The following is a 26,330-nucleotide window of genomic DNA, read 5'->3' on the forward strand; positions in this document are numbered from 1 at the left end:
TGCCGTAGGGGGCGGCGGCCGGGGCCGCCACGAGAGAGAAGTGGGGCTCAGCGCAGTCGCTGGCCGGAGACGCTCGGGTGGTAGAGCGGCTGGACGGTGTTGCCGTCGGGGTCCTTGCAGTAGAGGCTGCGTCCGCCGTCGGCATGGTCGTGAGGGCCACGAACCACCTCGACGCCTTGAGCCTGAAGAAAGTCGTTCCAGGCATCCACGTCGTCGCGCTCGTCGACCACGAAGCCGAAGTGGTCAAGGCGCTGGGGATCGCCGCCGGTGTCGGCCTTGGCGCGGGCCAGCGAGAAGTTGTCGTTGCCCAGCGTCAGGTAGACCAGGTCCTCATGGGCCCGGCGCAGTACTGTCATGCCCAGGACATCGACGTAGAAGCGTTCGCAGGCCTCCAGGTCCTGGACCTGCAGGGCGATGTGGCGCATGCCGTTGAACGGCGCGGGACGTTGCATGGGGCCTCCTTCGCGCAAGGGGGTTCAGTAATCAATTGGAAAATGTTTCCATAAAATGATCCGTTTCACAACCATGCTGACTACATTCGAGGAGTTCCCCATGTACTGCATCATCGTCCAGACCCGCCTGAAACCCGGCACCCGCGACCGCTTCCTGGAGGCCATGCTGCCCAACGCAGAGGCCTCGGTGCGCGACGAGCCGGGCTGCCATGCCTTCGACGTGATCGAGGATCGCGACAACCAGGACCTCTTCCATCTCTACGAGATCTACACTGATCAGCAGGCCTTGGCGGCCCATAAGGAAACGCCGCACTACCGGGCCAGCCGGGCCGTGGTCAACGAGTTGATTGCCGAGCAGCAGGTGATTCGCGCCGATGTACTGGCGATGAACCCCGGGGTTCGCCCCGACGCCTGATCGCCTCGCCCGGCACCTGTAGCGGCCCCGCCCGGGGCCGAAGGGGGGCGCCATGAGAATTTACCGATCGCGTAGCCGGCGTCGCATCCTGCTTGGGCTGAGCCTGGCCTGCCTGCTGCTGGGGGCGTTCGTCGCCTGGCAGGCGACGGCGCAGCAGGAGCGCGGTGTGGCGCTGGTGATGACCCTCGATGGCGCCATCGGTCCGGCGACCAGCGACTACTTTCAGCGTGGCCTGGAGCTTGCTGCCGAGCGCGAGGCTCGCCTGGCGGTGGTGCAGGTGGACACCCCCGGCGGCCTCGATGCCGCCATGCGCGACATGATTTCGGCCATGCTGGCCTCCGAGGTGCCGGTGGCCTTCTATGTCTCCCCCGGCGGTGCCCGGGCGGCCAGCGCCGGCACCTACCTGCTGTATGGCAGCCATGTGGCGGCCATGGCGCCGGCCACCCACCTGGGATCGGCCACGCCGGTGCAGATCGGCGGCGGGGGCGGCTTTCCCGGCATCGGCGAGCCGGAGTCGCCGGATGACCAGGAAGGGGCACAAGACGACGCGGGGGCTACCGCCGCTGGCAAGGACAAGTCGGCCGGCGGCGACGCCTCGCCCACGGAGGAAGATACCGCGGACGAGGCCGAGACGGATCAGGCCGAGGCATCGTCGTCCGAGGCGAGCGGCGAGGAGGCGGGCAAGCGGCGCGGCGAGACCGCCATGGAACGCAAGGTGCTGGAAGACGCCGTGGCCTATATCCGCTCGTTGGCCAACCGCCACGGTCGCAACGCCGACTGGGCAGAGGCGGCGGTGCGCGAGGCGGTCAACCTTACCGCCCGGGAAGCATTGGAGCAGAACGTCATCGACGTGCTGGCCTCTGACCTCGACGATCTGCTGGCCCAGATCGATGGCCGCGAGGTGGTGATGGCGGATGGCACACTCACCCTGGATACCGCGGAGCTCGCCATCGAGCGCTTCGATCCCGACTGGCGCACCCGGCTGCTGGCGGTGATCACCGACCCCAACGTGGCCTATTTCCTGATGATCATCGGCTTCTACGGCCTGATCTTCGAGCTGGCCAATCCCGGCAGCCTGGTGCCTGGCACCATCGGCATCATCTGCCTGCTGCTGGCGCTGTTCGCCTTTCAGGTGCTACCCGTTAACTATGCTGGCCTGGCGCTGATCCTGGTCGGCCTGGCGTTGATCGTCGGCGAGGCGCTGATGCCGAGCTTCGGGATTCTGGGCATCGGCGGCATCGTGGCCTTCGTGATCGGATCGGTGATGCTGATGGATGCGGATACCCTGAACATATCGCTGCCGCTGATTGGCGGTATCGCCCTGGTGGCGGCGGGCCTGATGCTGTGGGTCATGACCCGCTTCCTGGGGCTGCGCCGCCGGCCGGTCCGCACCGGTCAGGAAGAGCTGCTGGGCGTCGAGGCCGTGGCCCTGGAAAACTTCCAGGGTGAAGGTCATGTGCGCCTCCACGGCGAGCGCTGGAATGCTCGTAGCCCGGTGGCAGTGCAGAACGGGCAGGTCGTCAGGGTGGTCGGCATCGACGGGCTCACCGTCGAGGTCGAACCGCTGGAGGCAAGGTCCTGAGGCCGGTGGCACCGGCCGTCACTCTCGAGGAGACACGCCATGATGATTTCCTATCTCGTGCCGCTCGTATTGCTGTTGATGCTGATCGCGGCCTCGATTCGTATCCTGCCGGAGTACAAGCGCGGCGTGGTGTTCTTCCTGGGCCGCTTCCAGGCGGTGAAGGGGCCGGGGCTGTTCATCATCATCCCCGGCATTCAGAAGATGCAGGTGGTCGACCTGAGGGTGATCACCATGGACGTGCCCGAGCAGGACGTGATCTCTCAGGACAACGTCACGGTGAAGGTCAACGCGGTGCTCTACTTCCGGGTAGTGGATCCGGAGAAGGCGATCATCCAGGTCGAGCATTTCGTCAATGCCACCAGCCAGCTGGCCCAGACCACCCTGCGCTCGGTGCTCGGCAAGCACGATCTGGACGAGATGCTCTCCGAGCGCGACAAGCTCAACGACGACATCCAGGAGATCATCGACGCCTCGGCGGAGGGCTGGGGCATCAAGGTGGCCAACGTGGAAATCAAGCACGTCGACCTGGACGAGAGCATGATCCGCGCCATCGCCCGCCAGGCCGAGGCCGAGCGCGAGCGGCGCGCCAAGGTGATCCACGCCGAGGGCGAGCTGCAGGCCTCGAAGAAGCTTGTCGAGGCCGCCAACATCATGTCCGAGAATCCCGCCGCGCTGCAGCTGCGCTACCTGCAGACCATGAGCGACATGAGCAACAAGAACGCCTCCACCATCGTGGTGCCGCTGCCCATCGACCTGATGGAGGCCTTCCGGCACATGGCAGAAGGCGTCGCGCGACGCCCGCCGAGAGGGCCGGAAGATGAGTCGGCGTCGACCTAGGGCGGGTGCAGCGAGGCGACGCGTCTGGTAGACTCTCGCGCTTCTGACGGGGTGGCCAGCGCCGCACCATGCCCTGTCGATTCAGCGCAAGGGAACCGATACGACATGATGACCCTCCGTGCCGGGCTGATGACTCCGCCCTAGCATTTCCCTCCCGAATTCGGGCCGCGATGACGTCGTCACGATGTCATCGTGGTCGGGCATCGTCTTGATGTCCTTGGCGTCCGCGCCTGCCTTGCACTGCCAGCCTCTTTCTACAAGCGCCACGGCGTCTTCCACGTGCGACCAAGCGTTCGATGTGCCTCGGCGTCGGCATCCCCGCGCTGTTTGCAGGGACGGCGCACGACATGACTCTGACGCGCTTCAATGGCTCAACCCACCATTCTCGACTGGACCGCAGCATGACTCGATCCCTCAAGCAAGACTGGTTCTCCAACATCAAGGGCGATCTCCTGTCGGGCATCGTCGTTGCCCTGGCGCTGATCCCCGAGGCGATCGCCTTCTCGATCATCGCTGGCGTCGATCCCAAGATCGGCCTCTATGCTTCCTTTTCCATGGCGGTGATCATCGCCTTCGCCGGCGGCCGGCCGGGGATGATCTCGGCGGCCACCGGTGCCATGGCGCTGCTGATGGTGACGCTGGTCAAGGAGCACGGCCTGCAGTACCTGCTGGCCGCGACTCTGCTCACCGGGGTGCTGCAGATCGTCGCCGGCTACCTGCGCCTGGCGGACCTGATGCGCTTCGTCTCGCGCTCGGTGGTAACAGGCTTCGTCAATGCTCTGGCGATCCTGATCTTTATGGCGCAGCTGCCCGAGCTGACCAACGTGACCTGGCATGTCTACGCCATGACCGCGGCGGGGCTGGGCATCATCTACCTCTTCCCCTATGTGCCGGTAATCGGCAAGACGCTGCCGTCGCCGCTGGTGTGTATCCTGGTGCTGACCGGCGTGGCCATGGCCGCCGGCCTGGACATTCGCACCGTGGGCGACATGGGCGAGCTGCCCGATACCCTGCCGGTGTTCCTGTGGCCGGACGTGCCGCTCAACCTCGAGACCCTGTCGATCATCTTCCCCTACGCCATCATGCTCACCGTGGTGGGCCTGCTGGAGTCGATGATGACCGCCACCATCGTCGATGACCTGACCGACACCGAGAGCGACAAGAACCGCGAGTGCAAGGGCCAGGGCCTGGCCAACATCGGCACCGGCCTGCTCGGCGGTATGGCGGGCTGCGCGATGATCGGGCAGTCGGTGATCAACGTGAAGTCCGGCGGCCGCGGTCGTCTCTCCACCCTGTTCGCCGGTGTGATGCTGCTGATCATGGTGGTGTTCCTGGCCGACTGGGTGTCGCAGATTCCCATGGCGGCACTGGTGGCGGTGATGATCATGGTCTCCATCGGCACCTTCAGCTGGACCTCTATCCGCGATCTGAAGAAGCATCCGCTGTCGACCAATATCGTGATGCTGGCCACCGTGGCGGTCACCGTGGGGACCCATAACCTGGCGATGGGCGTGTTCGTCGGCGTGCTGCTGGCGGCGCTGTTCTTCGCCAACAAGGTCGGCAATATTCTCTACATCGGCGTCGAGGAGGCCGACGCCGGCCAACGCCGCGTCTACAAGGTGGTGGGCCAGGTGTTCTTCGCCTCTTCCGAGCGCTTCGGGCGTGCCTTCGACTTCAAGGAAAGCGTGGAGAAGGTCACCATCGACCTGTCCCGGGCGCACTTCTGGGACATCACCGCCGTCCAGGCTCTGGACCGGGTAGTAATCAAGTTCCGCCGTGAGGGCACCGAGGTCGAATTGCTCGGCCTCAACGAGGCCAGCGCCACCATCGTCGACCGCTATGCCATCCACGACGATCCGGCAGCCGTCGAGAAGCTGATGGGCGGCCACTGAACGCTCGCTGTCGGCCGCCCCTGTGACGGGGCGGTCGCGATGGTGTAGAACGAACGGAAGCGACACAATCCACGCCAGCTTCAGGACAGACAGATGACAGAACAGGTGATGGCGGCCATCGACGGCTCGCAGTTTTCCGAAGGCGTCTGCGACTACGCGGCCTGGGCCAGTCTGGCGCTCGAGGCGCCGCTGACCTTTCTGCACGTGGTCGATAACCACCCGCAGACCGCCGAGGCGGATCTCTCCGGCAACATCGGATTGGGGTCTCGCGAGCACCTGCTCGAGGAGCTCTCGCAGCTCGACGAGCAGCGGGCCAAGGTTGCCCAGGAGCAGGGCCGGCTGATGCTCAAGGCGGCCAAGGAGCGTGCCGTCGAGGACGGCGTCGGCGAGCCCGCCAGCCGCCAGCGCAACGGTACCCTAGTGGAAACGCTCGCCGAACTGGAGGAGGACATCCGCCTGCTGGTGCTGGGCAAGCGCGGCGGCAGCGCCCACCAGGACAGCGAACACCTGGGCTCCAACCTCGAGCGGGTGGTGCGCAGCCTGCACCGTCCGATCCTGATGGTGCCGGAGACCTTCCAGCGTCCGCAGAAGGTGATGATCGCCTTCGATGGCAGCAACACCACTCGCAAGGGCGTCGAGCTGCTGGCCCGGAGCCCGCTGTTCAGCGGCATTCCCTGCCATGTGGTGATCGTCGGCGCCGAGACCGGCGACAACCGTTCCCAGCTCGACTGGGCGCTTTCCACCCTGCGCGAGGCCGGCCACGAGGCCGAGGGCGCCATTCGCGCCGGCGACGTGGAGGAGACGCTGCGCGGCTACAAGGAAGAGCACGACATCGATCTGGTGGTGATGGGCGCCTACGGCCACTCGCGGATCCGTCAACTGCTGGTGGGCAGCACCACCACTGAGATGCTGCGCAAGGCCTCGGTGCCGGTGCTGCTGCTGCGCTGAGCCGCGCCTCGCTCGTTCGGGCCCTGCCATGGCGGGGCCTTTTTGTGTCACCCCGTCAGGGAGAACCCCATGAGCTATCGCACCCTGCTGAAGGACCATCGGGGGCTGATCGGCATCGCTTTCCTGGCGATGTTCACGTCGAGCCTGGGCCAGAGCTTCTTCGTTGGCCTCTTTCAGGCGCCCATCGCCGCACGGCTCGGCTTCACCGCCGGCGAGTTCGGCACCGCCTATTCGCTGGTCACCCTGGCCGCGGGTTTCGCCGTGCTGCGCCTGGGGCCCAGCATCGACTGGCTGGCGCCGCGGCGCTTTGCCCTGGCCATCCTGGTGGCGCTGGGCATCGGTATCCTGCTGCTGACCGCCTCGCCCTGGTGGCCGCTCGGGGTGCTCGGCCTGGGGCTGGTGCGGCTGTGCGGCCAGGGCATGATGAGCCATCTCGGCAATACCCTGGCCGGGCGCGAGTTCGAGGTGCTGCGCGGTCGTGCCCTGGGGCTCGCCGGCATGGGGCTGATGCTCGGCGAGACCCTGTTGCCGCCGCTGGTGGCCGGACTGCTGGTCTGGTTCGGCTGGCGCGAGCTGTGGTGGGCGCTGGGCGCGGCGCTGGGGGTGCTGTGGGGCCTGTCGCTGTGGACGGCGCCCTGGCCGTCCGCGCCGCGGACCCGACGTCCGCAGGGTGGCCAGGCGTCGGGGCCTCGGCCGTTTCGCGATACGCGCTTCTGGCGCCTGCTGCCGTTGCTGATGACCCTGCCGGTCGCCATGACCGGGCTGTTCATCTACCAGGCAACACTGACCTCGGCCATGGGCAGCTCGCTGGCGGTCTACTCGCTGGCGTTGACCGGCATGGGCCTGGGCAAGCTGCCCGGGGCCCTGCTCGGCGGCCACTGGGTCGACCGCCTCGGCCCGGTGCGCCTGGCGCGGCTGTATCTGCTGCCCTTCGCCCTGGGGCTGGTGCTGGCCCTGACCCAGGGCGGACACCTCGCGGTCTGGGCGCTGATGGTCGGTGGCGGACTCGCCATGGGCGCCCAGGAGTCCATCGCCACCAGCCTGCTGGTGCGCCTCTGGGGCGCCGAGCACCTGGGGCGGGTGCGGTCCACGTTGAGCGCGGCCATGGTCTTCTCCACGGGCATCGCGCCGGGCGTTCTGGGCGTGGCCCTGGATCTGGGGACCCCTATCTCGATGGTGCTGGGCGGCATGCTGGCACTGCTGGTGGCCGGCTGGTGGCTCGCCCAGGGCGTGCTTCGTCAGGCCGACGGCACCTGACGGCCCAGCAGGCGATCCAGCGACAGCCATCCGGGACCGCGCAGCAGCAGGGTTAGCAACCCGATGGCCCATAGGCCGTGGGTGACCCAGGCCTCGGGATAGACGAAGGTCTGGATGACCAGCGTCATGACCAGCAGGCCGAGGGCGGCCAGGCGCGTGGCCAGGCCCGCCCACAGCAGCAGCGACAGCCCGAATTCGGCGCTGGTCGCCAGGTAGGCGGCCATCACCGGCGGCAGCAGCGGCAGGGCGTACTCGTGCTCGAACAGGAAGAAGGTGCTCTGGCTGATCGCCAGGCCGTCGACCTTGGTCAGCGCCGAGCGAAAGAAGACGCTGCCCACCACGATTCGCGCCAGCAGGGCCACGAGATCGAAGGGCAGGCGCTCGAGTGCCGGTTCGAGGCGATGATAGTAGAGCCGCAGGGGCATCAGCAGGGCCTTCATGGAATGTCCTCTTCGTCGCGCTCGTCTCCGCCGGTGACCAGGGCCAGGGCGCATGCCCCGAGCAGGGTGCCCAGCGCCTCGCCGGCGGCCGCCTGTCCATGGGCATCGGCGCTGGGCATCAGGGCCATTTCCAGCCGCCGGCCATCCGGCCCGGCCACCTCGAGTGTCCGGTAGAGCTCGGCGGTCGCCGGCGTTACTGGCATCGACTCGACTCTTGCTGCTCGGCGCACCACTAGCCAGGCCATGCCTCCTCGCTCGCCGAGCGGTGCGGTGCCGCCGTCCCGCTCGAGGTGTTGCCACAGGGCCCGTACGTCGTGGCGGCAGTCCACCAGCGATGTCGCCGGTCGAGTCGCCACGCGCAGGTCCTCCGGCGTGGGGTGGGCGGCGAGTCGTGCCGCGTCCAGTGCCACCGCCTCGGCGGCGTGGCTGACGTCTAGGCGCGACCGCTCGAGCCGGCAGATATCGCTCACGTAGCGGTGGCCGGCCAGCGGTGGCAGGTCGTCCAGGAAGTCGGCGAAGCCCTTGCCGTAACAGGTCAGGCGCGGGTCGTCGGGCGGGTGGTCGCGGACGAAGTCTCCGGCCGCGGCGGCGAAGTAGCGCTCGCCGAGCAGGGTGAGGGTATGCGGAAAGGCGGTGGCTAGCGCCTCTATCAGGCTGTGGCGGACGTTGTTGCGATAGACGTCGAGCCCCGCGGTTTGGCCCAGGTCGGCGTTGGCTTCGGTGTGCGGATGGCGCAGGGCGTCGGCGAAGCGCTGCTGCCATTCGGCCAGGGCGCTCATGCTGTCCTCCTCGCCGTTCCGGGCAGTACCGCGAGACGCTGGGCACGGGCCAGGTCGGTCTCCTCGAGCCAGCGTTCGAGGGTCGGTACTCGGGTGTCCCACTCGATCAGGGTGGGGGCGTCGGCCGCGTCGGGCACCAGCCGGCGATACAGCGCCCAGACCGCCTCGCTGACCGGGCTGCCATGGTCGTCGATGCGCAGCGGTGGGTCGGCTGCATCATCGAGGCTGTGCCCGGCCAGGTGGAACTCGCCCACTGACTCCCAGGGCAGGGCGGCCAGGTAGGCATCGAGGTCGCGACCCAGGTTGTGGGCGCTGATGTAGGCGTTGTTGACGTCCATCAGCAGCCCGCAGCCGGTGCGGGTCACCAGTTCGGCGAGGAACTCGGCCTCGTCGAGGGTGTTCATGGCGAGCATCACGTAGAGGCTGGGATTCTCGATCAGCAGCCGGCGGCCCAGGGCCTGCTGGACGATGTCGACGTTGCGGGCGACCAGCGCCAGGCTCTCCTCGGTGAGCGGTACCGGCAGCAGGTCGTTGTAGCAGTCGCCGTCGAGCCGGCTCCAGGCCAGGTGCTCCGAGACCAGCGCCGGGGCCGTCGCCTCTACAAGATGGACGAGCCTCGCCAGGTGGGCCGGGTCAGGGAGCTCGGCGCCGCCCAGCGACAGCCCCACGCCGTGCACCGAAAGAGGGTAGCGCTCGGCCAGCGCCTGCAGGCGCTCCCGGCCGGGACCGCCGTCGCTCATGTGGTTCTCGGCGTGCAGTTCCAGGAAGTCGGTCGCCCGGGGCGCGGCGAGCAGCGCCTCAGCGTGCCGGGTCTTGAGGCCGATGCCGACGGCGTCCGGGGCGAGAGGTAATGACATGGCGATCTCCTCATGATGCCCGGCCCGCTGAGCGGCGGGCCGGGGTAGGCTCGGGGCGCCACCTCAGGGGCGCTCGACCTCGCTCAGACTGCCCATGCCATGGGGCGTCTCGATGCTGGTGCAGGTACCTTCCGGGACCAGTTTCCAGGCGTTGCCCTGGTAGTCCACGGTGGAGGTGCCGGCACAGGTAGTACCCGGCCCCGCCTTGCAGTCGTTCTGGCCGGCCAGCGCCACGCCGTAGCACTTCTCCATGGCCTCGTCTTCCTGGGCCTGAACGGCGCTCATGGCACCCGCCTGGGCGAGGGCGGTGGTGAACACGGCGGCCATCATGGTGGAACGGTTCATGGTGTGTCTCCTGTGCATCGCTTGGGGTGAGCTGCTACCGCGCATCGCTCGATGCGTCGATATGCCTTGATGAGTCGCGGTGCATCGCGAATGCTTACAGGCGTCGAGAAAAAAATTCGTGATCAACGGTGGAAGTGCCCCATGAACCATCCCGACCTGGATATGGAAGCCGTCAGGACTCGCCTCGAGGCCCTGCGCGACGACCTTCTTGCGCAGAGCGTCAGTAGCCAGACGGCGCGCGATACCGTGATTCTGGATCAGACCTCGGTGGGGCGACTGTCGCGCATGGATGCCCTTCAGGGGCAGGCCATGGCCCAGGCCGAGGAGGAACGCCGTCAACTGACCCTCAAGCGCATCGCCTCGGCCCTGGTGCGGATCGAGCGTGGCGAGTACGGAGAATGTATCGCCTGTGGCGACTGGATCGGTGCCCGGCGTCTCGAAGGCGATCCGGTGGCGTTGAAATGCATCGAGTGTGCCGAATAGCACGACGAATTCGGCTGCTTATGGGAGTGATGCTAGGGTATTATGTGGCCATATGCCTTTTCTTCAGGAGAGATAGATGACCATCCAGCGACACGATACCAAGGCCCGCATGAGCCGTGCCGTGATCCATAACGGCGTGGCCTACCTGTGCGGCCAGGTGGCCGGCCCCGAAGCCCGCCAAGGCGACATCACCGAGCAGACCGAGAGCATGCTGGCGCGTGTGGACGCCCTGCTGGCCGAGATCGGCTCCGACCGCGAGCACCTGCTCAGCGCCACCGTCTACCTCAAGGACGGCGGCGACGTGGCGGCCATGAATGCCGTCTGGGATGCCTGGGTGCCCGAGGGTCATGCTCCGGCCCGGACCTGCGTCTGCGCGCCGCTGCCCGCCGACGAGCTCAAGGTGGAGGTCACCGTCACCGCCCTGGTGAAGGACGCCTGAGCCGGTCTTCGATTGAGCCCCGGCAAGCAAAAGGCCGACGCATGGTGCGTCGGCCTTTTTCGTTGCCCGAAAGGCAACTAGCGCAGACAAGGGTCTTCGAGCGGCGCCTCTCGAGGCCGAAGCCGTCGGGACAGCGAGTCCACGGCGATATTGAGTCCGGCCGTCACCAGAAGCAGGAAGGCGGCCATGTCGAACATCAGGTACTGGAAGTTCTCGTCGATGTAGTAGCCCAGCGTGGCGACGCCCAGCATGCCGAGGATCGCCGTCTCGCGCAGGATCACCTCGGCGCGGTAGTAGAGCAGCGCCAGCAGGCCAGGGTAGATCCGCGGCAGCAGCTCGTAGGCCAGGCGTCCCGAGGCCGGCAGCCCCGGCATGCCGGGCTCCAGGGCGTCGGCGTGGCGGGCGGCGAGGAAGGCGATCAGCGCCCCGTTGTGCAGCGCCAGCGCCAGCCAGGCGGGCAGCAGCGAGGGTCCCAACACCAGCAGGAAGACGAAGGCCAGCATCAGCTCCGGCGTCGAGCGGAGGAAGACCAACAGCCCGCGGCCGGCCAGTCGGCTCGCCGGGTTGCCGAAGTGCCGGCTGGCCAGCGGCCACAGCACCAGCGCCACCAGCAGGGCGCCTACGGTGCCGAGCAGTCCCAGCAGCAGGGTGTTGCCGATGGCCGGGGCCAGCTCGGGGATGGCCGCGAACCAGCCGGCCAGCCCCGTCCAGTCCCCCGCGAGCAGCGGCGCCGGCCACAGGTCCTGGCTGACGAAGCGCCATAGCAGCCCGCCGTCCACTGCCGGCCAGGGGCCGAGCAGCAAGGCCCCGCCGACCAGCAGCAGCGGCACCAGCCGCTTGTGGCTCCACCAGGGCAGGCTGGCGATCAGCAGGTAGAAGCACCACAGCAGGGCGCCGGCCTCGGGGTAGCGGCCTTCGCGGAAAGCGGTCTCGAGCTGGAAGCCCAGCGTCGGCAGGCCGACGAAGCCGAGCAGCACGCTGGCGCGCAGGCCGCACTCGAAGCGGTAGCGGGTATAGGCGGCGAGCTGGGCCCAGGCCAGCGGCAGCTCGGCGTAGAGGAAGCGCGACAGCCGGCCGACCCCGGGTGGCAGGGCATCGGCCGGCGCCCGCGGGGTCTGCTCGAGGATCTCGGCGAACACCTTGGCGAAGATGCCGGCGTAGGGGATGGCCAGCGCCGCCAGGGCGGTCAGCGCCGAGAGGCCGAACACCTGCAGGAACAGCAACGCCCAGAACAGCTCGTGGATGGCGCGCACGAAGGCGCAGCCGGCCCGCACCAGCCTCGAGCGGGCAAACAGCAGTGCCAGCGGAAAGCCCAGCACCACCCCGGCCAGCGTGCCCCACAGCGCCACCGACACGGTCAGGCCCAAAGCGTGAAAGGGCGATTCCACGCCGGCAAAGTTCGGCCAGGCCAGCCCCTGGAGCATGCGGCCGAGTTCCGTCCACGGGCCGCGGGTGACCACCGAAAGGTCGGCCAGCGGCAGCAGCAGCACGGCTATCGCCACCAGCGTCAGGGTATGGCGGGCCAGGCGTGGCCCGGTGGCGCGGCCGGAAAGCCAGCTCGGCCGGCGGGGCAGGGTGGCCGAGCTCATGCACGCCCCCGGGAGCAAGGCAGGGCCTCCGGGGAAGGCGCTGTCGGCTCGGTATCGTTAGGATCGGTGCCCTTTGACGTTGCCCCGGCATCGGGATAGAGAGCATCGAGATCGGCCAGGCTCAGCGCATCGGCCGGGGCATCGATGGCCAGCCGGCCGTCGCGCAGGCCCCAGACGCGATCGAAGTGGGAGAGTGCCAGTTCACGCTGGTGCAGGGCGACCACGGTGGTGGCGTGACGTTCCTCGATCAGCCCCAGCAGGCGCAGGGCCTGATGCGGGTCGACGCTGGCCACCGGTTCGTCGCCGAGAAACACCTCACGGCCTTGGTAGAGCGCCCGGGCGATGGCGGTGCGCTGGCGCTGGCCGCCGGACAGCTGGCCCACGGGGCGACGCATCAGTCCTTCCAGGCCGAGCAGCTCGCACAGCTCTGCCACCTCGCCCCAGGGGCCGCGTAGCGGGCGCACCAGATTCCACAGGTTGGCCAGTGCCGAGCGTTCGGCGAGCCGTCCCATGTAGACGTTGTGATAGACCGCGAGCCCCGGTACCAGGCCATGGTGCTGGGGGCACCAGGCGGCCGCGGCGCCGAGCCGGGCGCGCAGGGCGGTCAGTAGCGTCGACTTGCCGGCGCCGCTGGGGCCAAGCAGGGCAATACGCTCGCCGCACGCCAGGCTTAGACTCAGGCCCGGCAGCACCACCTGCGACCCGTGGCCGAGGTCGACGCCCTCGAGCGTCAACAGAGGCTCGCGGGGCTCGCTCATCAGCGCAGCAGGCCGAGGTCTTCCGCCACGTCCTCGATCGGTGCGTACATGGCGTTGTCGGCGGGAATGAAGGCCGAGCGCGGAAAGCTGTCCAGCAGTGCCGGATCGTCCATCGCGAGCAGCGCCTCGCGCACCCGGTCGGTGAAGCCTTCGCCGAAACTCTCGTCGGCGTCGCCACGCAGGGTCCACTGGTAGTCCGGGTAGGTCGGGGTGGTCCAGATCACCTTGACCTGGTCGGTGTCGACCCGGCCGTCTTCCACCGCGGCCTCCCATACCGCGTAGTTGACCGCGCCGAGCTGGTAGGTGCCGGCCTCGACCAGAGCGATGGTGCGGGAGTGGTCGCCGGAGAAGCCCACCCGCGAGAAGACCTCCTCGGGGGCGGCGTCGAAACGCTGGCGCAGGTAGTGCTCGGGCATCAGGCGGCCGGAGGTAGAGGTCTTCGAGCCGAAGGTGAAGCTCATGTCCTCGACGGCCTCGGGAATTTCATTCCCGGGTTCGAGTCCTGTCGATTGGTGAGCGATAAAGTAGGTCTCGAACTCGGCGTCTTCGGCGCCTTGGGCGAGTGCCTGGGAGCCTGGCACCAGGCGGCGCGCCTGCACGCCGGACAGGCCGCCAAACCAGGCCAGTTGGACCTGGTCGTTGCGGAAAGCGGTGACCGCGGCCCCGTAGGACTTCACCGGCACATACTCCACCTCGACGTCCAACTGCTCCTCGAGGTAGTCCGCCACCTTGGAGAAGCGTTCGACCAGGCGCGACTGGTCCTCATCGGGAATGGCGGTAAAGCGGAAGGTATCGGCCGCCGCACCCTGGGCAAACAGGGCGAGGGCGGCGGCGGAAGCGGCGATCCAGCGCATGACGGTCTCCTGGAAGGAAGCGAAGGGGGTATTGTTGTGGCTGGTCGTGGCTTTGGCAAGCCGAGGCATCAGGCCAGGATGTCGCTCGTGAGCGGCAGCGGCGTCAGTGATGCCGGCGCGGTGATCCGTAGGGTCGGAGTCTCGGCGCAGAGGCTCAGCGTCCAGTCGCCCTGCTGCCAACGCCAGGCAGCGGGTCCGTCTGGCTCGCGGAGCGTGCCGAGACGGGTGGCCAGCAGCGTGGCCGGCGGCCGACCGCAGAGGCATTCGAACTTGAAGAGGGCCTCGTGGAGCGTCCAGGCCCGATAGAAGGCTGCCAGCGGGGCCTCGGCATCGAGGATGTGCCGGCGTACCCAGGGATCGGGCAGCAGGGCGACCCGTTCCGCGAGCTGCCGACGGTGGCGAGGAAGGGCGTGTTCCAGGTCGAGGCCAAACGGGCAGTCGGCCAGGGCGGCGACCACGCGGCCATGGCGGTGGCTCAGCCCGGCATGCAGACCATTTGGCAGGCCCGGATGGCGCGGCGGGCCGGCTCCCCTCGCCGACCAACCTGCCACCGGGCAGTCCAGCCCGCGTGCGGCAGCCAGCTCGCTCAGCAGCTCGCGGCCGCGTCTCGATTGGCTGGCGCCGTCACGATCCGCCCCTGCCACGCGCAGCGTCAGCAGAGGCGGCACGGCCTTAGCGCAGGGTGACGACATCGCCGCGCAGTGCGACGCCGGCCATCAGCATGCCGGCATGACACTCGTACTCGTCCTGAGACACCATGGGCTCGCGCTTGTAGAAGCTCTCGATGTTGATCACCGCGTTGCCGCCTTCGGCATGTACGCGATCCTGGAGACTGAGAAGGGCGGACAGCATCACCCAGCGACAGGCTTCCTCGTCGCTCTTGTTGAAGGCGTTGGTCTTCTTGTTGGTGACGAAGTTGCCGTGCTGTTCCACTACGCTGTCGTGAGGCGCGTCGGCGAACACGAAGCGGATGTTGGGATCCAGTTTCTCCTGAGCCGCCGGGGTGCTCATGGCTTCCTCGATGGAAAGCAGGTGGCGGGTGTCCCGGGCCTGGGCCGAGGTGGCCATGGCCAGACCGGCCACCAGAGCCGTGAGGGTGATCAGTCCTTTTTTCATGGTGCATTCCTTTCGGTTGGGATGAGATAGCCGGCCATTCCTCGGCCGGGTCGGACGAGGCCGAAGCCTCAGGACCAGCGGCGGAAAATCAACGAGGTGTTGATGCCGCCGAAGGCAAAGTTGTTGCTCATCACGTAGTCGCAGTCGAAGCGTCGCCCCGCGCCGGTGAGGTAATCCAACTCGGCGCACTTGGGGTCGAGCCGGTCGAGATTGGCAGTACCGTGGAACCAGCCCTCGCGCATCATCTCGATGGCCGTCCAGGCTTCCAGGGCGCCGCAGGCACCGAGGGTGTGGCCGGTGAAACTCTTGAAGGCGCTGATGGGCTGTCGGCCGCCGAATACCGCGTGGGTGGCCTGGCTCTCGGCAAGGTCGCCGCGATCCGTGGCGGTGCCGTGGGCACTGACGTAGCCGATCTGTTCCGGTGACAGGCCGGCGTCGTCCAGAGCTTGACGCATCGCCGCTTCCATCATGGTGGCGTCCGGCTGGGTGACGTGACGGCCGTCGCTGTTGGTGCCGAAACCGACCAGTTCGGCATGTATGGTGGCCCCGCGTGCCCGGGCATGCTCGAGATCTTCCAGAATCAGCGTGCCTGCGCCTTCGCCGATCACCAGACCATCGCGTTCGGCGTCGAAGGGGCGCGGCGAGGTATTCGGTGCCTCGTTGCGAGTGCTGGTCGCGAACAGGGTGTCGAACACCGCCGCTTCGGAGGCCGACAGTTCCTCGCAGCCGCCGGCGATCATGGCCGTCTGCCGTGCGAAGCGGATGGCTTCATAGGCATAGCCGATGCCCTGGCTGCCTGAAGTACAGGCGCTGGAGGTGGTGTGGATACGTCCCTTGACGCCCAGGAAGACGCCGATATTGACCGGTGCGGTATGCGCCATCATGCGGATATAGGAGTTGGCATTCAGGCCGTCGGTGGACTTGTTGATCAGCATGTTGCCGAAGTCGGCCACCGCGTCGGGCTCCCCGGCGGAGGCGCCGTAGGCGATACCCATGCGGCCGCTGCCGAGCAGCGCCTCGCCCAGCAGCCCGGCGTCTTCCAGCGCCAGTTCGCTGGCGCGGGTGGCCATGCGTGCACCTCGACCCATGCTGCGCAGCGCTCGGCGGTGATAGTGGGCGGGCAGCGCGAAGTCCTCGACGGGAGCACCGAGGCGGGTGTTGAGTCCCTCGTATTCATCCCAGTCACCGATGTGGCGAATGCCGGTGTCCAGACGGGCCAGTCGTTCGCGGATGCTTGCCCAGTCGTTGCCGATCGGCGAGAAACCGGCCATGCCGGTCACCACCACGCGTCGTCCCAGGCCGTCTGCCCTCAGAGTGTCGGCGGTCATCAGCACATGCCTCCGTTGACGGCCAGCACCTGTCGAGTGACGTAGGCCCCGTCCGCGGAGCACAGGAAACTCACGGCGCCCGCGACTTCCTCGCCGGTGCCGGTGCGCTGCATGGGGATCAGCTTGAGGGCTTCCTCGGAGGCGATATCTTCGGTCATGTCGGTATCGATCAGCCCGGGGGCGACGCAGTTGACGGTGATGCGGCGCTTGGCGAGCTCTATCGCCAGTGCCTTCATCGCACCGATCAGGCCGGCCTTGGCGGCGCTGTAGTTGACCTGGCCGCGATTGCCCATCAAACCGGACACCGACGACATGACCACGATGCGTCCCGGCGCGCGCCGTCTGACCATCGGCATGGTCAGAGGCTTCACCACGTTGTAGAAGCCGTCGAGGTTGGTGTGGATGACGCTGTCCCAGTCCTCGTCGGAGAGCGCCGGGAAGGCGCCATCGGCGGTGATGCCGGCGTTGCAGATCACGCCGTAGTAGGCGCCGTGGGCCTCGATATCGGCCTCCAGGGCCTGACGAGTGGCCTCGCGGTCGGCCACATCGAAGCTCAGGATGCGGGCCTGGCGGCCGAGGCCTCGGATGTCCTCGGCGACCGCCTCGGCGGCGTCGCGGCGCTGGCGGCAGTGCAGCACGATGTCGAAGCCGTCGCGAGCCAGGCGCAGGGCGATGGCGCGTCCGATGCCACGGCTGGAACCGGTGACGAGAATGGTATCGGTCATGAACGTGAATCCTCTTGCATGGCGTTCAGGGCCTCCGGAGAGTCCGGTTCGAAGACGTTGAGCATGGCCTCGGCCAGCGCTTGTCCCTCAGCATCACGTACACAGCCGCGGAAGGCGGCGAGTCCGTTGTCGGCGAGATAATCGAGCGTCACTTCCACGCGAATCTGCTGGTCGAAGGCGAAATGCTCGACCTGGCAGCGATAGCGGCGACTGCCAAGCAGAAAGCCGATTCGCGGGTTGCCGCCAGCGGCCTTGGCGCGATCGCCGGACCAGGCGGCGACCGCCTGGGCGAGCCACTCGATGCCTACCCAGCCGGGAATGCCGTCGGTGGTGGCGAAAAGATCGTCGTGGCGCGGCGTCACCGTGGCGATCAGGTGCTCTTCGCCGTGCTCGACGAGGGTGTCCAGCAGGCACATGGGGCCCTGATGGGGCACCAGATCGGCGATGGGGGTCATGAGGTCTTCTCCAGAAGCAAGGCGATGTTGTTGCCGCCGAAGGCGAAGGCGTTGGTGAGCGCGCAGCGCAGTCGGGCGGTCCCGCCGCTGCTTAGCGGCAGCGGTGCCAGCGCCGGGTCCGGTTCGCCGTCGCTCACCGCCGGTGGCAGACGTCCGGCATCGAGGGACATCCAGCAGAAGGCGGCTTCCAGGGCGCCGCAGGCGCCGAGGGTGTGGCCGGTCAGGCTCTTGGTCGAGCTGCACGGTGGCGGTGTCTCGAACAGGCTAGTGACGGCCCTGGCTTCCATGAGGTCGTTCTGGATCGTTGCCGTGCCATGCAGGTTGAGATAGTCAACATCTCCCGGCTGGATGCTTGCCATGTCGAGCGCGGCCCGCATCGCAGCCTTCGCGCCCATTCCATCGGGGTGAGGCGCGGAAATATGGTAGGCATCGCTGGTTTCGCCGTAGCCGGCCAGTTGGATGCCACCTGGTTCGCCGGTCATCAGGAACAGGGCTGCGCCCTCGCCGAGGTTGATGCCGCTGCGGCTTCCCGAGAAGGGCTGGCAGGGCGCGTCGCTGACGGCCTCCAGGGAGGAGAAGCCGCTGACCGTGAGTCGGCAGAGACTGTCCGCGCCACCGGCGATCACGGCATCACAGGCGCCCGATGCCAGCAGCCGCCGAGCGCTGGCCAGGGCCTTGGCGCTGGAAGAGCAGGCGGTGGACAGCGTATAGGCGGGACCGCTCAGTTCCAGGTAGTGGGCGACGAAGGCGGTGGGGGAGCCGATCTCCTGGCGCTGATAGTGGAAATCAGCCGGCCAGTCGCCGTTGTCATTCCGCTCGGCCAGAGCGTGCTCTGTTTCGCCGATGCCGGAAGTGCTGGTGCCGAGTACCACGCCGATAGTGGCTTGTGGGTGGCGCGCTCGGAAGGCTTCCAGGGTCGGCGCAAGACGTTCCAGCGCCGCGGCCAGCAGGCGATTGTTGCGCGAGCGGTGCGCCGCTGGCCAGTCCGATGCGTTCGGCAGCAGGGTGGTAACGCGACCTAGCGGCAGTGGCCGCCCGGGAGTGAAGGCGTCGCTGATCGTCAGACCTCGCTGGCCGGCGAACAGGTGCTCGGCAATCGTCTCTGCATCGTCTCCCAAGGGGCAGACTACCGCGGGCGGATACAGTCGGAAGCCGGAGGCTGGCCGGGAAGTCATGGAGCTCGGCATGGGGCGGTCGTCTGGGTCCGTGTGTCGAGTGGAGAGATGGTCAGTCGATAGTCGCCTTCCATGTCCTGCAGGACACGGCAGCGGGCATCGCCTTTCAGGTGGGCGATCTGATGATCTTCCTCGAAGATGAGGCGTTCCTGGCCGCGGGTCTCGAGGCGCCAGTCGCTGTCATGGAAGGCCTCCTCCAGTCGCTCGGCGGGCCACAGTCCCCAGCTCAGGCGGCTGGCGAGCCAGTCGGCGCTGAAAGGGGGCTCGAAGGCGGCATCCGGCAGGAAGCGGGCCCCTTCGGCGTCCTGCACCAGGGTCAGCAAGCGCTGCCCCTGGGGGCTGAGCAGTGCCAGGCGCAGCGAATGGCGATCGTGGCGCAGGGCGGCAATGAGGTCGTGGCGTGCGTCATCGTGCTCGAAGGTCAGCCGATAGGTCTCGGGTACCGCTGCTGGCAGTGTCGCGACCGGCGGCAATGGAGAAGACGGTGGCGCCAGGGCACAGGACGACAGGGCGATCGACAGCAGGCTCGGCAGGAGCCGGTACCAGCCGAGACGTCGAATCGGGCGTGAGGGCATCAGGTCGCGGATCATGGGATGTCGGTCATGGCCTCGTTGGCGCAGGTCTCGGCCAGTCGGTCGAGTCGGCGCCGGCTGGCGGCGACGAAAGGATTGGATTCGTCCCAGGCATAGCCGGCGAGCACCGAGCTGATCATGCCGCGAAGCCGCTCGGGCTGACGATCGTGGAAGATGATGCGCGGCAGTCGGCCATCGTACCAGGCGTCGACGAATGCCCGGAAGGTCGCCACGCCCCGGCGTAGCGGCGTCTCGAAGTCGGCGTCCCAGTCCATCGCCTGGCCCGCCAGCTGGCGCTCGACCAGGGGCGCGGCCCGCAGCGCCGAGTCCAGGGCGACGGTCACGCCCGAGGAGAAGACCGGATCCAGAAACTCGCCTGCGTTGCCGAGGATGGCGAAGCCGGGGCCGTGGAGCCGCTCGACGTCAGCGGAATAGCCCGTCAGCCGGGTCACATCGCGGATCGCGCTGGCTTGGTCGAGCAATTCGGCAAAGCGAGGCTCCTGGCCCAGAAGGGCCCAGAAACGTTCTTCGTCGTTGCCGCCGGCGGCTGTCAGGGTCGCCGAATCGGCGACCACGCCCACCGAAGCGCGTCCGTCGCGGAAGGGAATCAGCCAGTACCAGACCTGAGGACGCTCGGGGTGTATGCCGATCAGAATCTTATCGCGATCGTGATCGGGGCAGCGGATGCCATCCTCGACGTGCGTGAAAAGCACGCTGCGTTCGGCCAGCGACGAGGGGCGGTCGAGGCCGGTGAGGCGTGCCAGCACGCGCCCGTAGCCGCTGGCATCGAGCACGAAGCGTGCCTGGAGGTCGCGTCTTGTGCCGTCTTCATCGCGCAGCGTCAGCCTTGGCGCGAGCGCGTCGGGGGCGAAGCTCTCCACCGTTACGCCATGCTCGACCCTGGCGCCTGCCTGACGAGCGCCCCCGATCAGCCGCTGATCGAAGTCGGCGCGCTCGACCTGCCAGGTGGTGCCCGGGCCGGGACTGAACTTGTCACGGAAGTCGATGGCGGCCTCGGCGCCCTTCCAGCAGAAGGCGGCACCGTTCTTGGGCTGGAAATTGCCGGCACGAGCCGCCTCGAGCAACCCGCAGGCCTCGAGGTGGGTCATGCATTGCGGCAGCAGGCTCTCGCCGATCGAGAAGCGCGGGAAGTGCTGGCGTTCCAGCACGCGCACGTCGTGGCCGCGTCTCGACAGCCAGGCGGCCGCTGCGGCGCCTGCCGGGCCGGCGCCGATGATGGCGATATCGGTGGTCTCACTCCGTTCCATGTGTGACGAACTCCCTGTCATGTCGATCGGATCGCGTCGCTCCCCGGGAGAAGGGCACCAGCGCCCAGGTGGCGACCAGGCCGACCAGACAGGTCAGCCCGAGGTAGTGCAGCGCGGGGGTGGCGCTGAAGGCCAATAGCCCGAAGGCCAGCAGGCTCGAGGCGCAGGACAGGCTGATGGCCAGCCAGGCGGCAGCGTCTTGGGGATGCTCGGTGCTGAAGATGCCGGCATCCAGGCCGATCCCCAGCACCAGCAGCATGCCCAGCAGGTGAAACAGGGTCACGCCCACACCGAGGACGGCGAATAGCCCGAACGTCAGCGCCACGGCGCCCAGCGGTGGCAGCAGTACGCGCCAGGCGCGCTGTCGGTAGCGCCAGCCGAAGAGTAGCACCAGCCCCAGCATGGCGAGCGCCAGCCATAGCCCGATCTGCTGACGCAGCAGGCCGAGCTGATCTGAGAGGCTCGCAACCCGGTCACGATAGTCGAGCCAGGAGGTACCGTCGGCCAGTGTCCCAAGGGCCTGGGCGGCTTGCGGGGTGACGCCATCGAGCAGTACCAGGGCCGTGGGGCGACCCTCGGCGGTCGTGAACCATAGCGAGCGGTCGGCCTCTCCCACGGTGGCGTTCAGCCAGGCGTCCGGCGTCAGCATGGGCACCTCGGCCAGGGAGGCGTCGAGGGTCTCTGCCAAGGAGAGCGGAAGACCGGCTGTGTTCAGCACGCCGGGCAGCGCCTGGTCATAGCGTTGCCTTACCCGTTGCAGGTTGTCGGCCTGGCGCTGTGGCGACGGCACGGACTGGGCCAGGTGGCGGTAGTGACGCAGCCGATCCCGTGAGACGAGACGGGACAGCGGTTCGTCCAGCGACTCGAGGCGAGCCAGCAGTCGGGGTTCGCTGTCGGCGGTGGCCAGCAGATAGCGCTGCCCGCCGCCGCGTTCGAGCAGCGTCTGGACCTGCCGCTGCTGGTCGACCAGCGTCTGCGGCGAAGGGTTGAGATGGCGCAGGTCGTCGCCGGTGCGCAGCCCGACGAAGGCCGCGATCATCGCCGCCAGCAGCATCACGGCGAGTCCTGTCTGCCAGTGTCCTGGTCTGGCGGGCAGCCGGCAGCGGTCGAGGCGTGCGGCGATGGCGGTGGTCGCCGGGTGACGGGGAGGGGCCAGTCGGGGCAGCCAGAGGCGAACGGTCAGCCAGGCACCGATCAATCCCAGGGCGGCGAAGGTGGCCATCTGGCGTAGTCCCGGAAGCGGCGTGGCCAGCTGCACCAGGTAGGCGCTCAGGCTCGAGACCAGTCCCAGTGCCAGGCCGGGCCACAGTCGAGCGAGCGGATGATGCGGATGCAGGGTGCGGGCGCACTGCAGGTGCAGTGCATAGTCGACGGCGACGCCGATCAGGCTGGCACCGAAGGCCAGGGTCAGCAGGTTCAGGGCGCCAAACATCGCCCAGGTCAGCGGCAGGGCGAACAGGATGCCGGCGGCCACCGGCAGCAGCAGGCTGGCCAGGATGCCCGGGCGGCGAAATACCCAGCCCAGCAGTAGCAGAATGCCCAGCAGCGAGCCCAGACCAATGGTGGTGATCTCTTGCTTGGCCAGTCGAGTGCCGGCAGCGGCGTGGAAGACCAGTCCGGCACGCCGCACGGTCAGCTGAGGATGGGCCTGTTCGAAGGCGTCGACGGCATCGACCAGCGGTGCCTGGCTGGCCGGGGCATAGGGACTGCCGGCCAGTCGGGCACTGAGCAGCTGCCAACGCCGACCCTCGGCGGTCACGCCTGGCAGGCCGTCCTGCCAGCTTACGGGGCCGGCCAGTCGAGCGTTCAGCCAGGCGTCAAGCAGGCCGAAGGGGTCACGGCTTGGATCGGCGTCGAGGCCGGGGGTGAAGAGACGCGACAGGGCGCGCTCCTGCCATTCGCTCTCCGAGGCATCGGCCAGCATCGGCGTCAGTAGCCGGTAGCGATAGGGGGCGAGCAGTCGATCGGGACGCGGTGGTGTCTCGTCGTCGATACGCTCGATGCTGCCCGAGTCATGCAGGCGCCGCTTCAGATCGGGCATGGCCGACGCGGCGTCGGGCCCCGAGACCAGTATCAGCAGTCGGGAAGCGAAGGCCCGATCGAGATGAGCCTCGGCAGCGGTGAAACGCTCTGCCTGGGCGGACGCCGGGAGCATCGCGGTCACGCGGCTTTCCAGTGGCGCGCCACGCCACAGCTGGACACCCAGCAGCAGCGCACAGGCCAGCAGCGCCAGTGCCCACAGGCTGGCGGCACGTCGTTCCCAGGCCGGATGGGCCGCCGTCCGGTCTTTCACGACGCCGTTGCCTCGGTATCCAGCGTGTCGCAGTTTACCGGCTCCAGCGTCAGCTCGAGGTGGTCGCCGCTGCGGAAGTCGAGCCGCACGCGTTCGACCCGCTCGCCGCCCGCGACGCGCAGGCCCGTGAGCCGCTCGGCCACGGCTGCGTCGCGTGGCGTCAGCCGGGCCTGCCAAGCGTCTTGCTGTCCTTCGAGCCGCAGCCGAAAGTGCTGATCGACGGCCTGCCAGTCACCGGCCAGCAGACCGGTCAGCACCGGCAGCATCGCCTTGAGCCCCAGCGGCAGGTCCGGGTTGTCCGGCGCGAGCCGCACCCGATCGCTCACCGGGGTAAGGGTCTGCCAGATCAGCGCCTCGCCTTGGCGGCGGAAGATGCCGGTGCTGTCGAGCCCGGTGTCGAGGTCCGCCATCCAGCGATGCTGGGAGAAGTGCCCGCAGGTGGGCGCATGTGCGCGAAGCTGCTCGGCAAGCCGGTCGGCGTCGGGCGTTGTCTCGGCGACACCGGTAACGGGAAGGCTCAGCAGTGCCAGCAGCAGGGTGAAGGCGATGCGGCGGCGGTTCATCGCTGTTGCTCCTGCCAGGCCAACAGCCGGTCGACCAGCGCCGGTGGCGAGGCCAGACGCATTTCCCGGTCGTCCAGCCCGACGGCGACCTGCACGGTCCAGGCGCGGGTCAGCCGCCGGCGTGTCTCGGCATCGCGCAGGGTATAGTCGACCTTGAGGCGGTGCTCCCACTCGCTCAGGCGTGCCTCGATGGCGATGCGCTGGGCGAAGGTCGCCGGTGCCGCGTAGCGCACGCGCAGGTCGATCACCGGCCAGGCGAAGCCGGAGTCGCGCATCTGCGGATAGTTGTAGTCGATGGCATCGAGCAGTCGGCAGCGAGCGATTTCCAGATAGCGCACATAGTGGCCGTGCCAGGCGACCTCCATCATGTCCACGTCGTGGAAGGGAATCTCGAGCTCGACTTCGGCCCTGGGCAGAGGGCGATCATCCGGCGTCATACAGGCTCCAGTGGCGTTGGCGAATGCGCTCGCAGAGGCGGTTGAACTCAGCATCCAGCGCGCGATCTTCGACCAATGGCGGGATATCGCGTCGGCAATCGTCGAGGAAGGCGGCCAGGCGCTCCGGCAGCGGATCGGCGTCTTCCCGTCGGCTTCGAAGTTCGGCGCCCTGGCAGGCGGCATGCAGGGCGGCGGCGGTGACTTGCTCGACCAGCGTCAGCACGCGCAGGGCATCGCGGGCGGCGATGGTGCCCATGCTGACCTTGTCCTGATTGTGGCACTCGGTCGAACGCGAGAAGACGCTGGCCGGCATGGTCAGCTTGAGCGCCTCGGCGCTCCAGGCCGAGGCGGCGATCTGCACTGCCTTGTAGCCGTGGTTGAGCGGCAGGCGTTCCAGCGACGCACCGCTCAGATTGCTCGGCAGGCCGTGGTTGTAGCGGGTATCGACCAGCAAGGCCAGCTGGCGATCGAGCAGGTCGGCGAGATTGGCGGCGGCCTGCTTGAGGCCGTCCATGACGAAGGCCACGTGGCCGCCGTAGAAGTGTCCGCCGTGCATGACCTTGCCGATGTCGGCGTCGATCAGTGGGTTGTCGTTGGCGCTGTTGAGCTCGTTTTCCAGAAACTGGCGCCACCAGGGCAGGCTATCCTCGATCACGCCGATCACGTGAGGTGCACAGCGGGTCGAGTATCGGTCCTGCAGCCGGGGCGAGTTGCGCGGCGTGTCGGGGGTGTGCAGGTCCTCACGCAACCAGGCGGCGACTCGTCCCTGTCCGGGATGCGGTTTGGCGGCGAACAGCTCGGCATCGAAGTGATAGGGGTTGCCGGCCAGAGCGTGCACCGACAGCGCCGTGATGCGGGTGGCCAGCCGGGACAGGTAGGCGCAACGGACGAAGGCGAAGCAGCCCAGGGCGGTCATCACCGCGGTGCCGTTCATCAGCGCCAGGCCTTCCTTGGGCTTGAGGCGATAGGGCTTGAGCCCTCGTTCTTCCAGGGCCTCGGCGGCGGGGCGGCGCCGGCCGTTGTCGATCACCTCGCGCTCGCCGCACAGCACCGCGGCGAGGTAGGAAAGTGGCGTCAGGTCGCCGCTGGCGCCCACCGACCCTTCCTCGGGGATGACCGGTACCACGTCGTGCTCGAGCAGCCAGGCCAGTCGTTCGAGCAGTTCGAGGCTGACGCCCGAGACGCCGCGACACAGCGAGATCAGCCGAACCAGTACCACGGCGCGGGCGGCTTCGACCGACAGGGTCTCGCCGAGGCCGCAGCCGTGGAAGGTGTAGAGGCGATGAGGCAACTGGGCCACGTCCTCCGCCGGCACGGCGCGAGTGCAGGCATCGCCGTAGCCGGTGGTCACGCCGTAGACTACGCCGTCCTCTTCGAGCAGCGTTTCCAGGAAGGCGCTGCCTCGTGCGATGCGCTTGCGGAAGGCGGCATCCTCGGAGAGGCGCGCGGGGCGGCGGCCCTCGGCGACTTCCAGGATCGTCTCGAGGGCGACGTGGGTGCCATCGAGGTAAAGCGGCGCCTGGGTGTCATTGGCATTGTTCATGGCGGGCCTCCGTGTCGTCAGGCCAGAACGGATAGAAGTTGAACCACTGCAGGGGATGGCGGCGAACCCGCTCGGCCAGCCGGTCGGCATGGCGTTGCATGGCGTCCTCGAGCCAGGCCTCGCGCTGGCGACGTGGTAGATCACGAGTATCGTCGAAGGTGTCGAAATCGACGTGGAAGCCGTTGTCCTCGCGCACGCATGACAGGGTGTGCAGCGGGCAGCGCAGCAGCGTTGCCAGGCGGAAGGGCCCCTCGGGAAAGTCGGCCGGCGCGCCGAGGAAATCGACGCGGCGTCGCCGACCGGCGCCGACCGGCACTCGGTCGGCGGCGATCACCACGAAGCCGCCGCGCCGGATACGCTCGTCGAGGCGCTGAGCGGTGGCCGGGGTGATCGCGGTGACTTCCAGCAGGTCGGGCTGGCGGCGCCCTGTGGCGCGTTCGAGCAGGTCGTGGAACTTGCGGGCGTTGCGGGTGTGCACCATCACCGTCAGGTCCAGGCCCGGATGACGATCGCTCAGCGCATTGACCACCTCGAGGTTGCCGTGATGGGCGACCAGCACCAGTCCGCCGCGCCCCGAGGCAATCGCCGACGTGAAGCGATCGACGCCGTCTCCGTGAAGGCGAGAGGGGGGATACTCGCCGCTCCAGGCGGCGACCTTGTCCATCAGCGAGCGGCCGAAGGCCAGGAAATGACGGTAGCTGCGCCACCGGCACGCCAGAGGCCGCCTGGCCAGGCTCGGATCCAGGCGCGTGAGGTAGTCGCAGGAGGCGCGGCGAGCCAGGCCATGGGTCAGGAAGTACCACAAGATGACCGGGCCCAGCGCCAGCCTGAAGGGCCAGTTTCCCAGGCGGCGGCGAATGCCCACCATGACAAGCATCCCGGTCAGGGTGCCGCGCTCGCCGATTCTCGCCCAGTGCCGCCGTGTCAT

The 26,330-nt window shown here is 68.0% G+C and carries 29 protein-coding genes; 8 read left to right on the top strand and 21 right to left on the bottom strand.

The features are described from left to right. Positions 1-47: 47 nt before the first annotated feature. Complete coding sequence (locus tag ACGTN6_RS07295; RefSeq protein ID WP_394590701.1) at positions 48-452, bottom strand: VOC family protein; 405 nt, start codon at positions 450-452, stop codon at positions 48-50. Between the two features lie 100 nt (positions 453-552). Here ACGTN6_RS07295 and ACGTN6_RS07300 point away from each other — a divergent pair, with 100 nt between their 5' ends. From ACGTN6_RS07300 to ACGTN6_RS07325, 6 genes are all read left to right on the top strand, one after another. After that, on the top strand, positions 553-867 hold the full coding sequence (locus ACGTN6_RS07300; RefSeq protein ID WP_394590702.1) for a putative quinol monooxygenase: 315 nt from the start codon (positions 553-555) through the stop codon (positions 865-867). Positions 868-919: 52 nt separating this feature from the next. Further along, positions 920-2,449: an NfeD family protein gene (locus ACGTN6_RS07305; RefSeq protein ID WP_394590703.1), complete on the top strand. Its 1,530-nt coding sequence runs from the start codon at positions 920-922 to the stop codon at positions 2,447-2,449. A 39-nt stretch (positions 2,450-2,488) separates the two neighbouring features. Then, positions 2,489-3,286 (top strand): slipin family protein, encoded by a 798-nt coding sequence (locus ACGTN6_RS07310; protein ID WP_394590704.1) that lies wholly within the window; start codon positions 2,489-2,491, stop codon positions 3,284-3,286. A gap of 401 nt (positions 3,287-3,687) precedes the next feature. Continuing rightward, positions 3,688-5,178: a SulP family inorganic anion transporter gene (locus ACGTN6_RS07315; RefSeq protein WP_394590705.1), complete on the top strand. Its 1,491-nt coding sequence runs from the start codon at positions 3,688-3,690 to the stop codon at positions 5,176-5,178. A 93-nt stretch (positions 5,179-5,271) separates the two neighbouring features. Next, positions 5,272-6,126: a universal stress protein gene (locus tag ACGTN6_RS07320; protein ID WP_394590706.1), complete on the top strand. Its 855-nt coding sequence runs from the start codon at positions 5,272-5,274 to the stop codon at positions 6,124-6,126. Positions 6,127-6,195: 69 nt separating this feature from the next. Beyond that, a complete protein-coding gene (locus ACGTN6_RS07325; RefSeq protein ID WP_394590707.1) occupies positions 6,196-7,383 on the top strand; it encodes an MFS transporter in 1,188 nt (395 codons plus the stop codon). On the opposite strand, the gene ACGTN6_RS07330 is transcribed toward ACGTN6_RS07325, so the two are convergent. The 4 genes from ACGTN6_RS07330 to ACGTN6_RS07345 all read right to left on the bottom strand — a co-directional run bounded on the left by ACGTN6_RS07330 (position 7,365) and on the right by ACGTN6_RS07345 (position 9,804). After that, entirely contained in the window at positions 7,365-7,823 is a 459-nt protein-coding gene (locus ACGTN6_RS07330) for a DoxX family protein (protein ID WP_394590708.1), read from the bottom strand. The two genes, ACGTN6_RS07325 and ACGTN6_RS07330, sit on opposite strands and share 19 nt — an antisense overlap. Beyond that, positions 7,820-8,602, bottom strand: a complete 783-nt coding sequence (locus ACGTN6_RS07335; RefSeq protein ID WP_394590709.1) for an HvfC/BufC family peptide modification chaperone — start codon at positions 8,600-8,602, stop codon at positions 7,820-7,822. Before ACGTN6_RS07335 ends, ACGTN6_RS07330 begins: the two co-directional genes overlap by 4 nt. Then, a complete protein-coding gene (gene bufB, locus ACGTN6_RS07340) occupies positions 8,599-9,459 on the bottom strand; it encodes an MNIO family bufferin maturase (RefSeq protein ID WP_394590710.1) in 861 nt (286 codons plus the stop codon). Before bufB ends, ACGTN6_RS07335 begins: the two co-directional genes overlap by 4 nt. Positions 9,460-9,522: 63 nt before the next feature. Beyond that, positions 9,523-9,804 (bottom strand): BufA1 family periplasmic bufferin-type metallophore, encoded by a 282-nt coding sequence (locus tag ACGTN6_RS07345; RefSeq protein WP_394590711.1) that lies wholly within the window; start codon positions 9,802-9,804, stop codon positions 9,523-9,525. Between the two features lie 141 nt (positions 9,805-9,945). On the opposite strand from ACGTN6_RS07345, the gene ACGTN6_RS07350 reads away from it, so the two are divergent. After that, positions 9,946-10,287, top strand: coding sequence for a TraR/DksA family transcriptional regulator (locus tag ACGTN6_RS07350; protein WP_394590712.1), 342 nt, complete (start codon positions 9,946-9,948; stop codon positions 10,285-10,287). A 76-nt stretch (positions 10,288-10,363) separates the two neighbouring features. Next, positions 10,364-10,726, top strand: coding sequence for a RidA family protein (locus ACGTN6_RS07355; RefSeq protein ID WP_394590713.1), 363 nt, complete (start codon positions 10,364-10,366; stop codon positions 10,724-10,726). Positions 10,727-10,803: 77 nt separating this feature from the next. Here ACGTN6_RS07355 and ACGTN6_RS07360 read toward each other — a convergent pair whose 3' ends face one another. From ACGTN6_RS07360 to ACGTN6_RS07435, 16 genes are all read right to left on the bottom strand, one after another. After that, on the bottom strand, positions 10,804-12,315 hold the full coding sequence (locus ACGTN6_RS07360; RefSeq protein ID WP_394590714.1) for a PhnE/PtxC family ABC transporter permease: 1,512 nt from the start codon (positions 12,313-12,315) through the stop codon (positions 10,804-10,806). Further along, positions 12,312-13,073, bottom strand: coding sequence for an ATP-binding cassette domain-containing protein (locus ACGTN6_RS07365; RefSeq protein ID WP_394590715.1), 762 nt, complete (start codon positions 13,071-13,073; stop codon positions 12,312-12,314). The genes ACGTN6_RS07360 and ACGTN6_RS07365 overlap by 4 nt, the downstream gene beginning before the upstream one ends. Next, a complete protein-coding gene (locus tag ACGTN6_RS07370; RefSeq protein WP_394590716.1) occupies positions 13,073-13,927 on the bottom strand; it encodes a putative selenate ABC transporter substrate-binding protein in 855 nt (284 codons plus the stop codon). The genes ACGTN6_RS07365 and ACGTN6_RS07370 overlap by 1 nt, the downstream gene beginning before the upstream one ends. 68 nt (positions 13,928-13,995) lie before the next feature. Then, positions 13,996-14,595 (bottom strand): 4'-phosphopantetheinyl transferase family protein, encoded by a 600-nt coding sequence (locus ACGTN6_RS07375; protein WP_394590717.1) that lies wholly within the window; start codon positions 14,593-14,595, stop codon positions 13,996-13,998. 4 nt (positions 14,596-14,599) lie between these two features. Beyond that, a complete protein-coding gene (locus ACGTN6_RS07380) occupies positions 14,600-15,043 on the bottom strand; it encodes an excinuclease ATPase subunit (RefSeq protein WP_394590718.1) in 444 nt (147 codons plus the stop codon). A 68-nt stretch (positions 15,044-15,111) separates the two neighbouring features. After that, complete coding sequence (locus tag ACGTN6_RS07385; protein WP_394590719.1) at positions 15,112-16,371, bottom strand: beta-ketoacyl-ACP synthase; 1,260 nt, start codon at positions 16,369-16,371, stop codon at positions 15,112-15,114. Then, positions 16,371-17,096: a 3-oxoacyl-ACP reductase FabG gene (fabG, locus tag ACGTN6_RS07390; protein WP_394590720.1), complete on the bottom strand. Its 726-nt coding sequence runs from the start codon at positions 17,094-17,096 to the stop codon at positions 16,371-16,373. The genes ACGTN6_RS07385 and fabG overlap by 1 nt, the downstream gene beginning before the upstream one ends. Continuing rightward, a complete protein-coding gene (locus ACGTN6_RS07395) occupies positions 17,093-17,551 on the bottom strand; it encodes an ApeP family dehydratase (protein WP_394590721.1) in 459 nt (152 codons plus the stop codon). The genes fabG and ACGTN6_RS07395 overlap by 4 nt, the downstream gene beginning before the upstream one ends. Further along, on the bottom strand, positions 17,548-18,738 hold the full coding sequence (locus ACGTN6_RS07400; protein ID WP_394590722.1) for a beta-ketoacyl-ACP synthase: 1,191 nt from the start codon (positions 18,736-18,738) through the stop codon (positions 17,548-17,550). Before ACGTN6_RS07400 ends, ACGTN6_RS07395 begins: the two co-directional genes overlap by 4 nt. Beyond that, positions 18,723-19,316, bottom strand: coding sequence for a DUF3261 domain-containing protein (locus tag ACGTN6_RS07405; RefSeq protein WP_394590723.1), 594 nt, complete (start codon positions 19,314-19,316; stop codon positions 18,723-18,725). Before ACGTN6_RS07405 ends, ACGTN6_RS07400 begins: the two co-directional genes overlap by 16 nt. Next, the gene (locus ACGTN6_RS07410) at positions 19,313-20,566 is read right to left on the bottom strand and encodes an NAD(P)/FAD-dependent oxidoreductase (protein WP_394590724.1); all 1,254 of its coding nucleotides are present in this window, start codon (positions 20,564-20,566) and stop codon (positions 19,313-19,315) included. The genes ACGTN6_RS07405 and ACGTN6_RS07410 overlap by 4 nt, the downstream gene beginning before the upstream one ends. Further along, a complete protein-coding gene (locus ACGTN6_RS07415) occupies positions 20,553-22,859 on the bottom strand; it encodes an MMPL family transporter (RefSeq protein ID WP_394590725.1) in 2,307 nt (768 codons plus the stop codon). The genes ACGTN6_RS07410 and ACGTN6_RS07415 overlap by 14 nt, the downstream gene beginning before the upstream one ends. Next, on the bottom strand, positions 22,856-23,422 hold the full coding sequence (locus tag ACGTN6_RS07420) for a LolA-related protein (RefSeq protein ID WP_394590726.1): 567 nt from the start codon (positions 23,420-23,422) through the stop codon (positions 22,856-22,858). Before ACGTN6_RS07420 ends, ACGTN6_RS07415 begins: the two co-directional genes overlap by 4 nt. Further along, positions 23,419-23,859 carry an acyl-CoA thioesterase gene (locus ACGTN6_RS07425; RefSeq protein WP_394590727.1) on the bottom strand — a complete coding sequence of 147 codons (441 nt, stop codon included), beginning with the start codon at positions 23,857-23,859 and terminating at the stop codon, positions 23,419-23,421. The genes ACGTN6_RS07420 and ACGTN6_RS07425 overlap by 4 nt, the downstream gene beginning before the upstream one ends. After that, positions 23,846-25,402, bottom strand: coding sequence for an HAL/PAL/TAL family ammonia-lyase (locus ACGTN6_RS07430; protein WP_394590728.1), 1,557 nt, complete (start codon positions 25,400-25,402; stop codon positions 23,846-23,848). Before ACGTN6_RS07430 ends, ACGTN6_RS07425 begins: the two co-directional genes overlap by 14 nt. Next, positions 25,386-26,330: an LpxL/LpxP family acyltransferase gene (locus tag ACGTN6_RS07435; RefSeq protein ID WP_394590729.1), complete on the bottom strand. Its 945-nt coding sequence runs from the start codon at positions 26,328-26,330 to the stop codon at positions 25,386-25,388. Before ACGTN6_RS07435 ends, ACGTN6_RS07430 begins: the two co-directional genes overlap by 17 nt.

The sequence above is a fragment of the Halomonas sp. B23F22_20 genome, assembly GCF_043496985.1.
Classification (GTDB): domain Bacteria; phylum Pseudomonadota; class Gammaproteobacteria; order Pseudomonadales; family Halomonadaceae; genus Halomonas.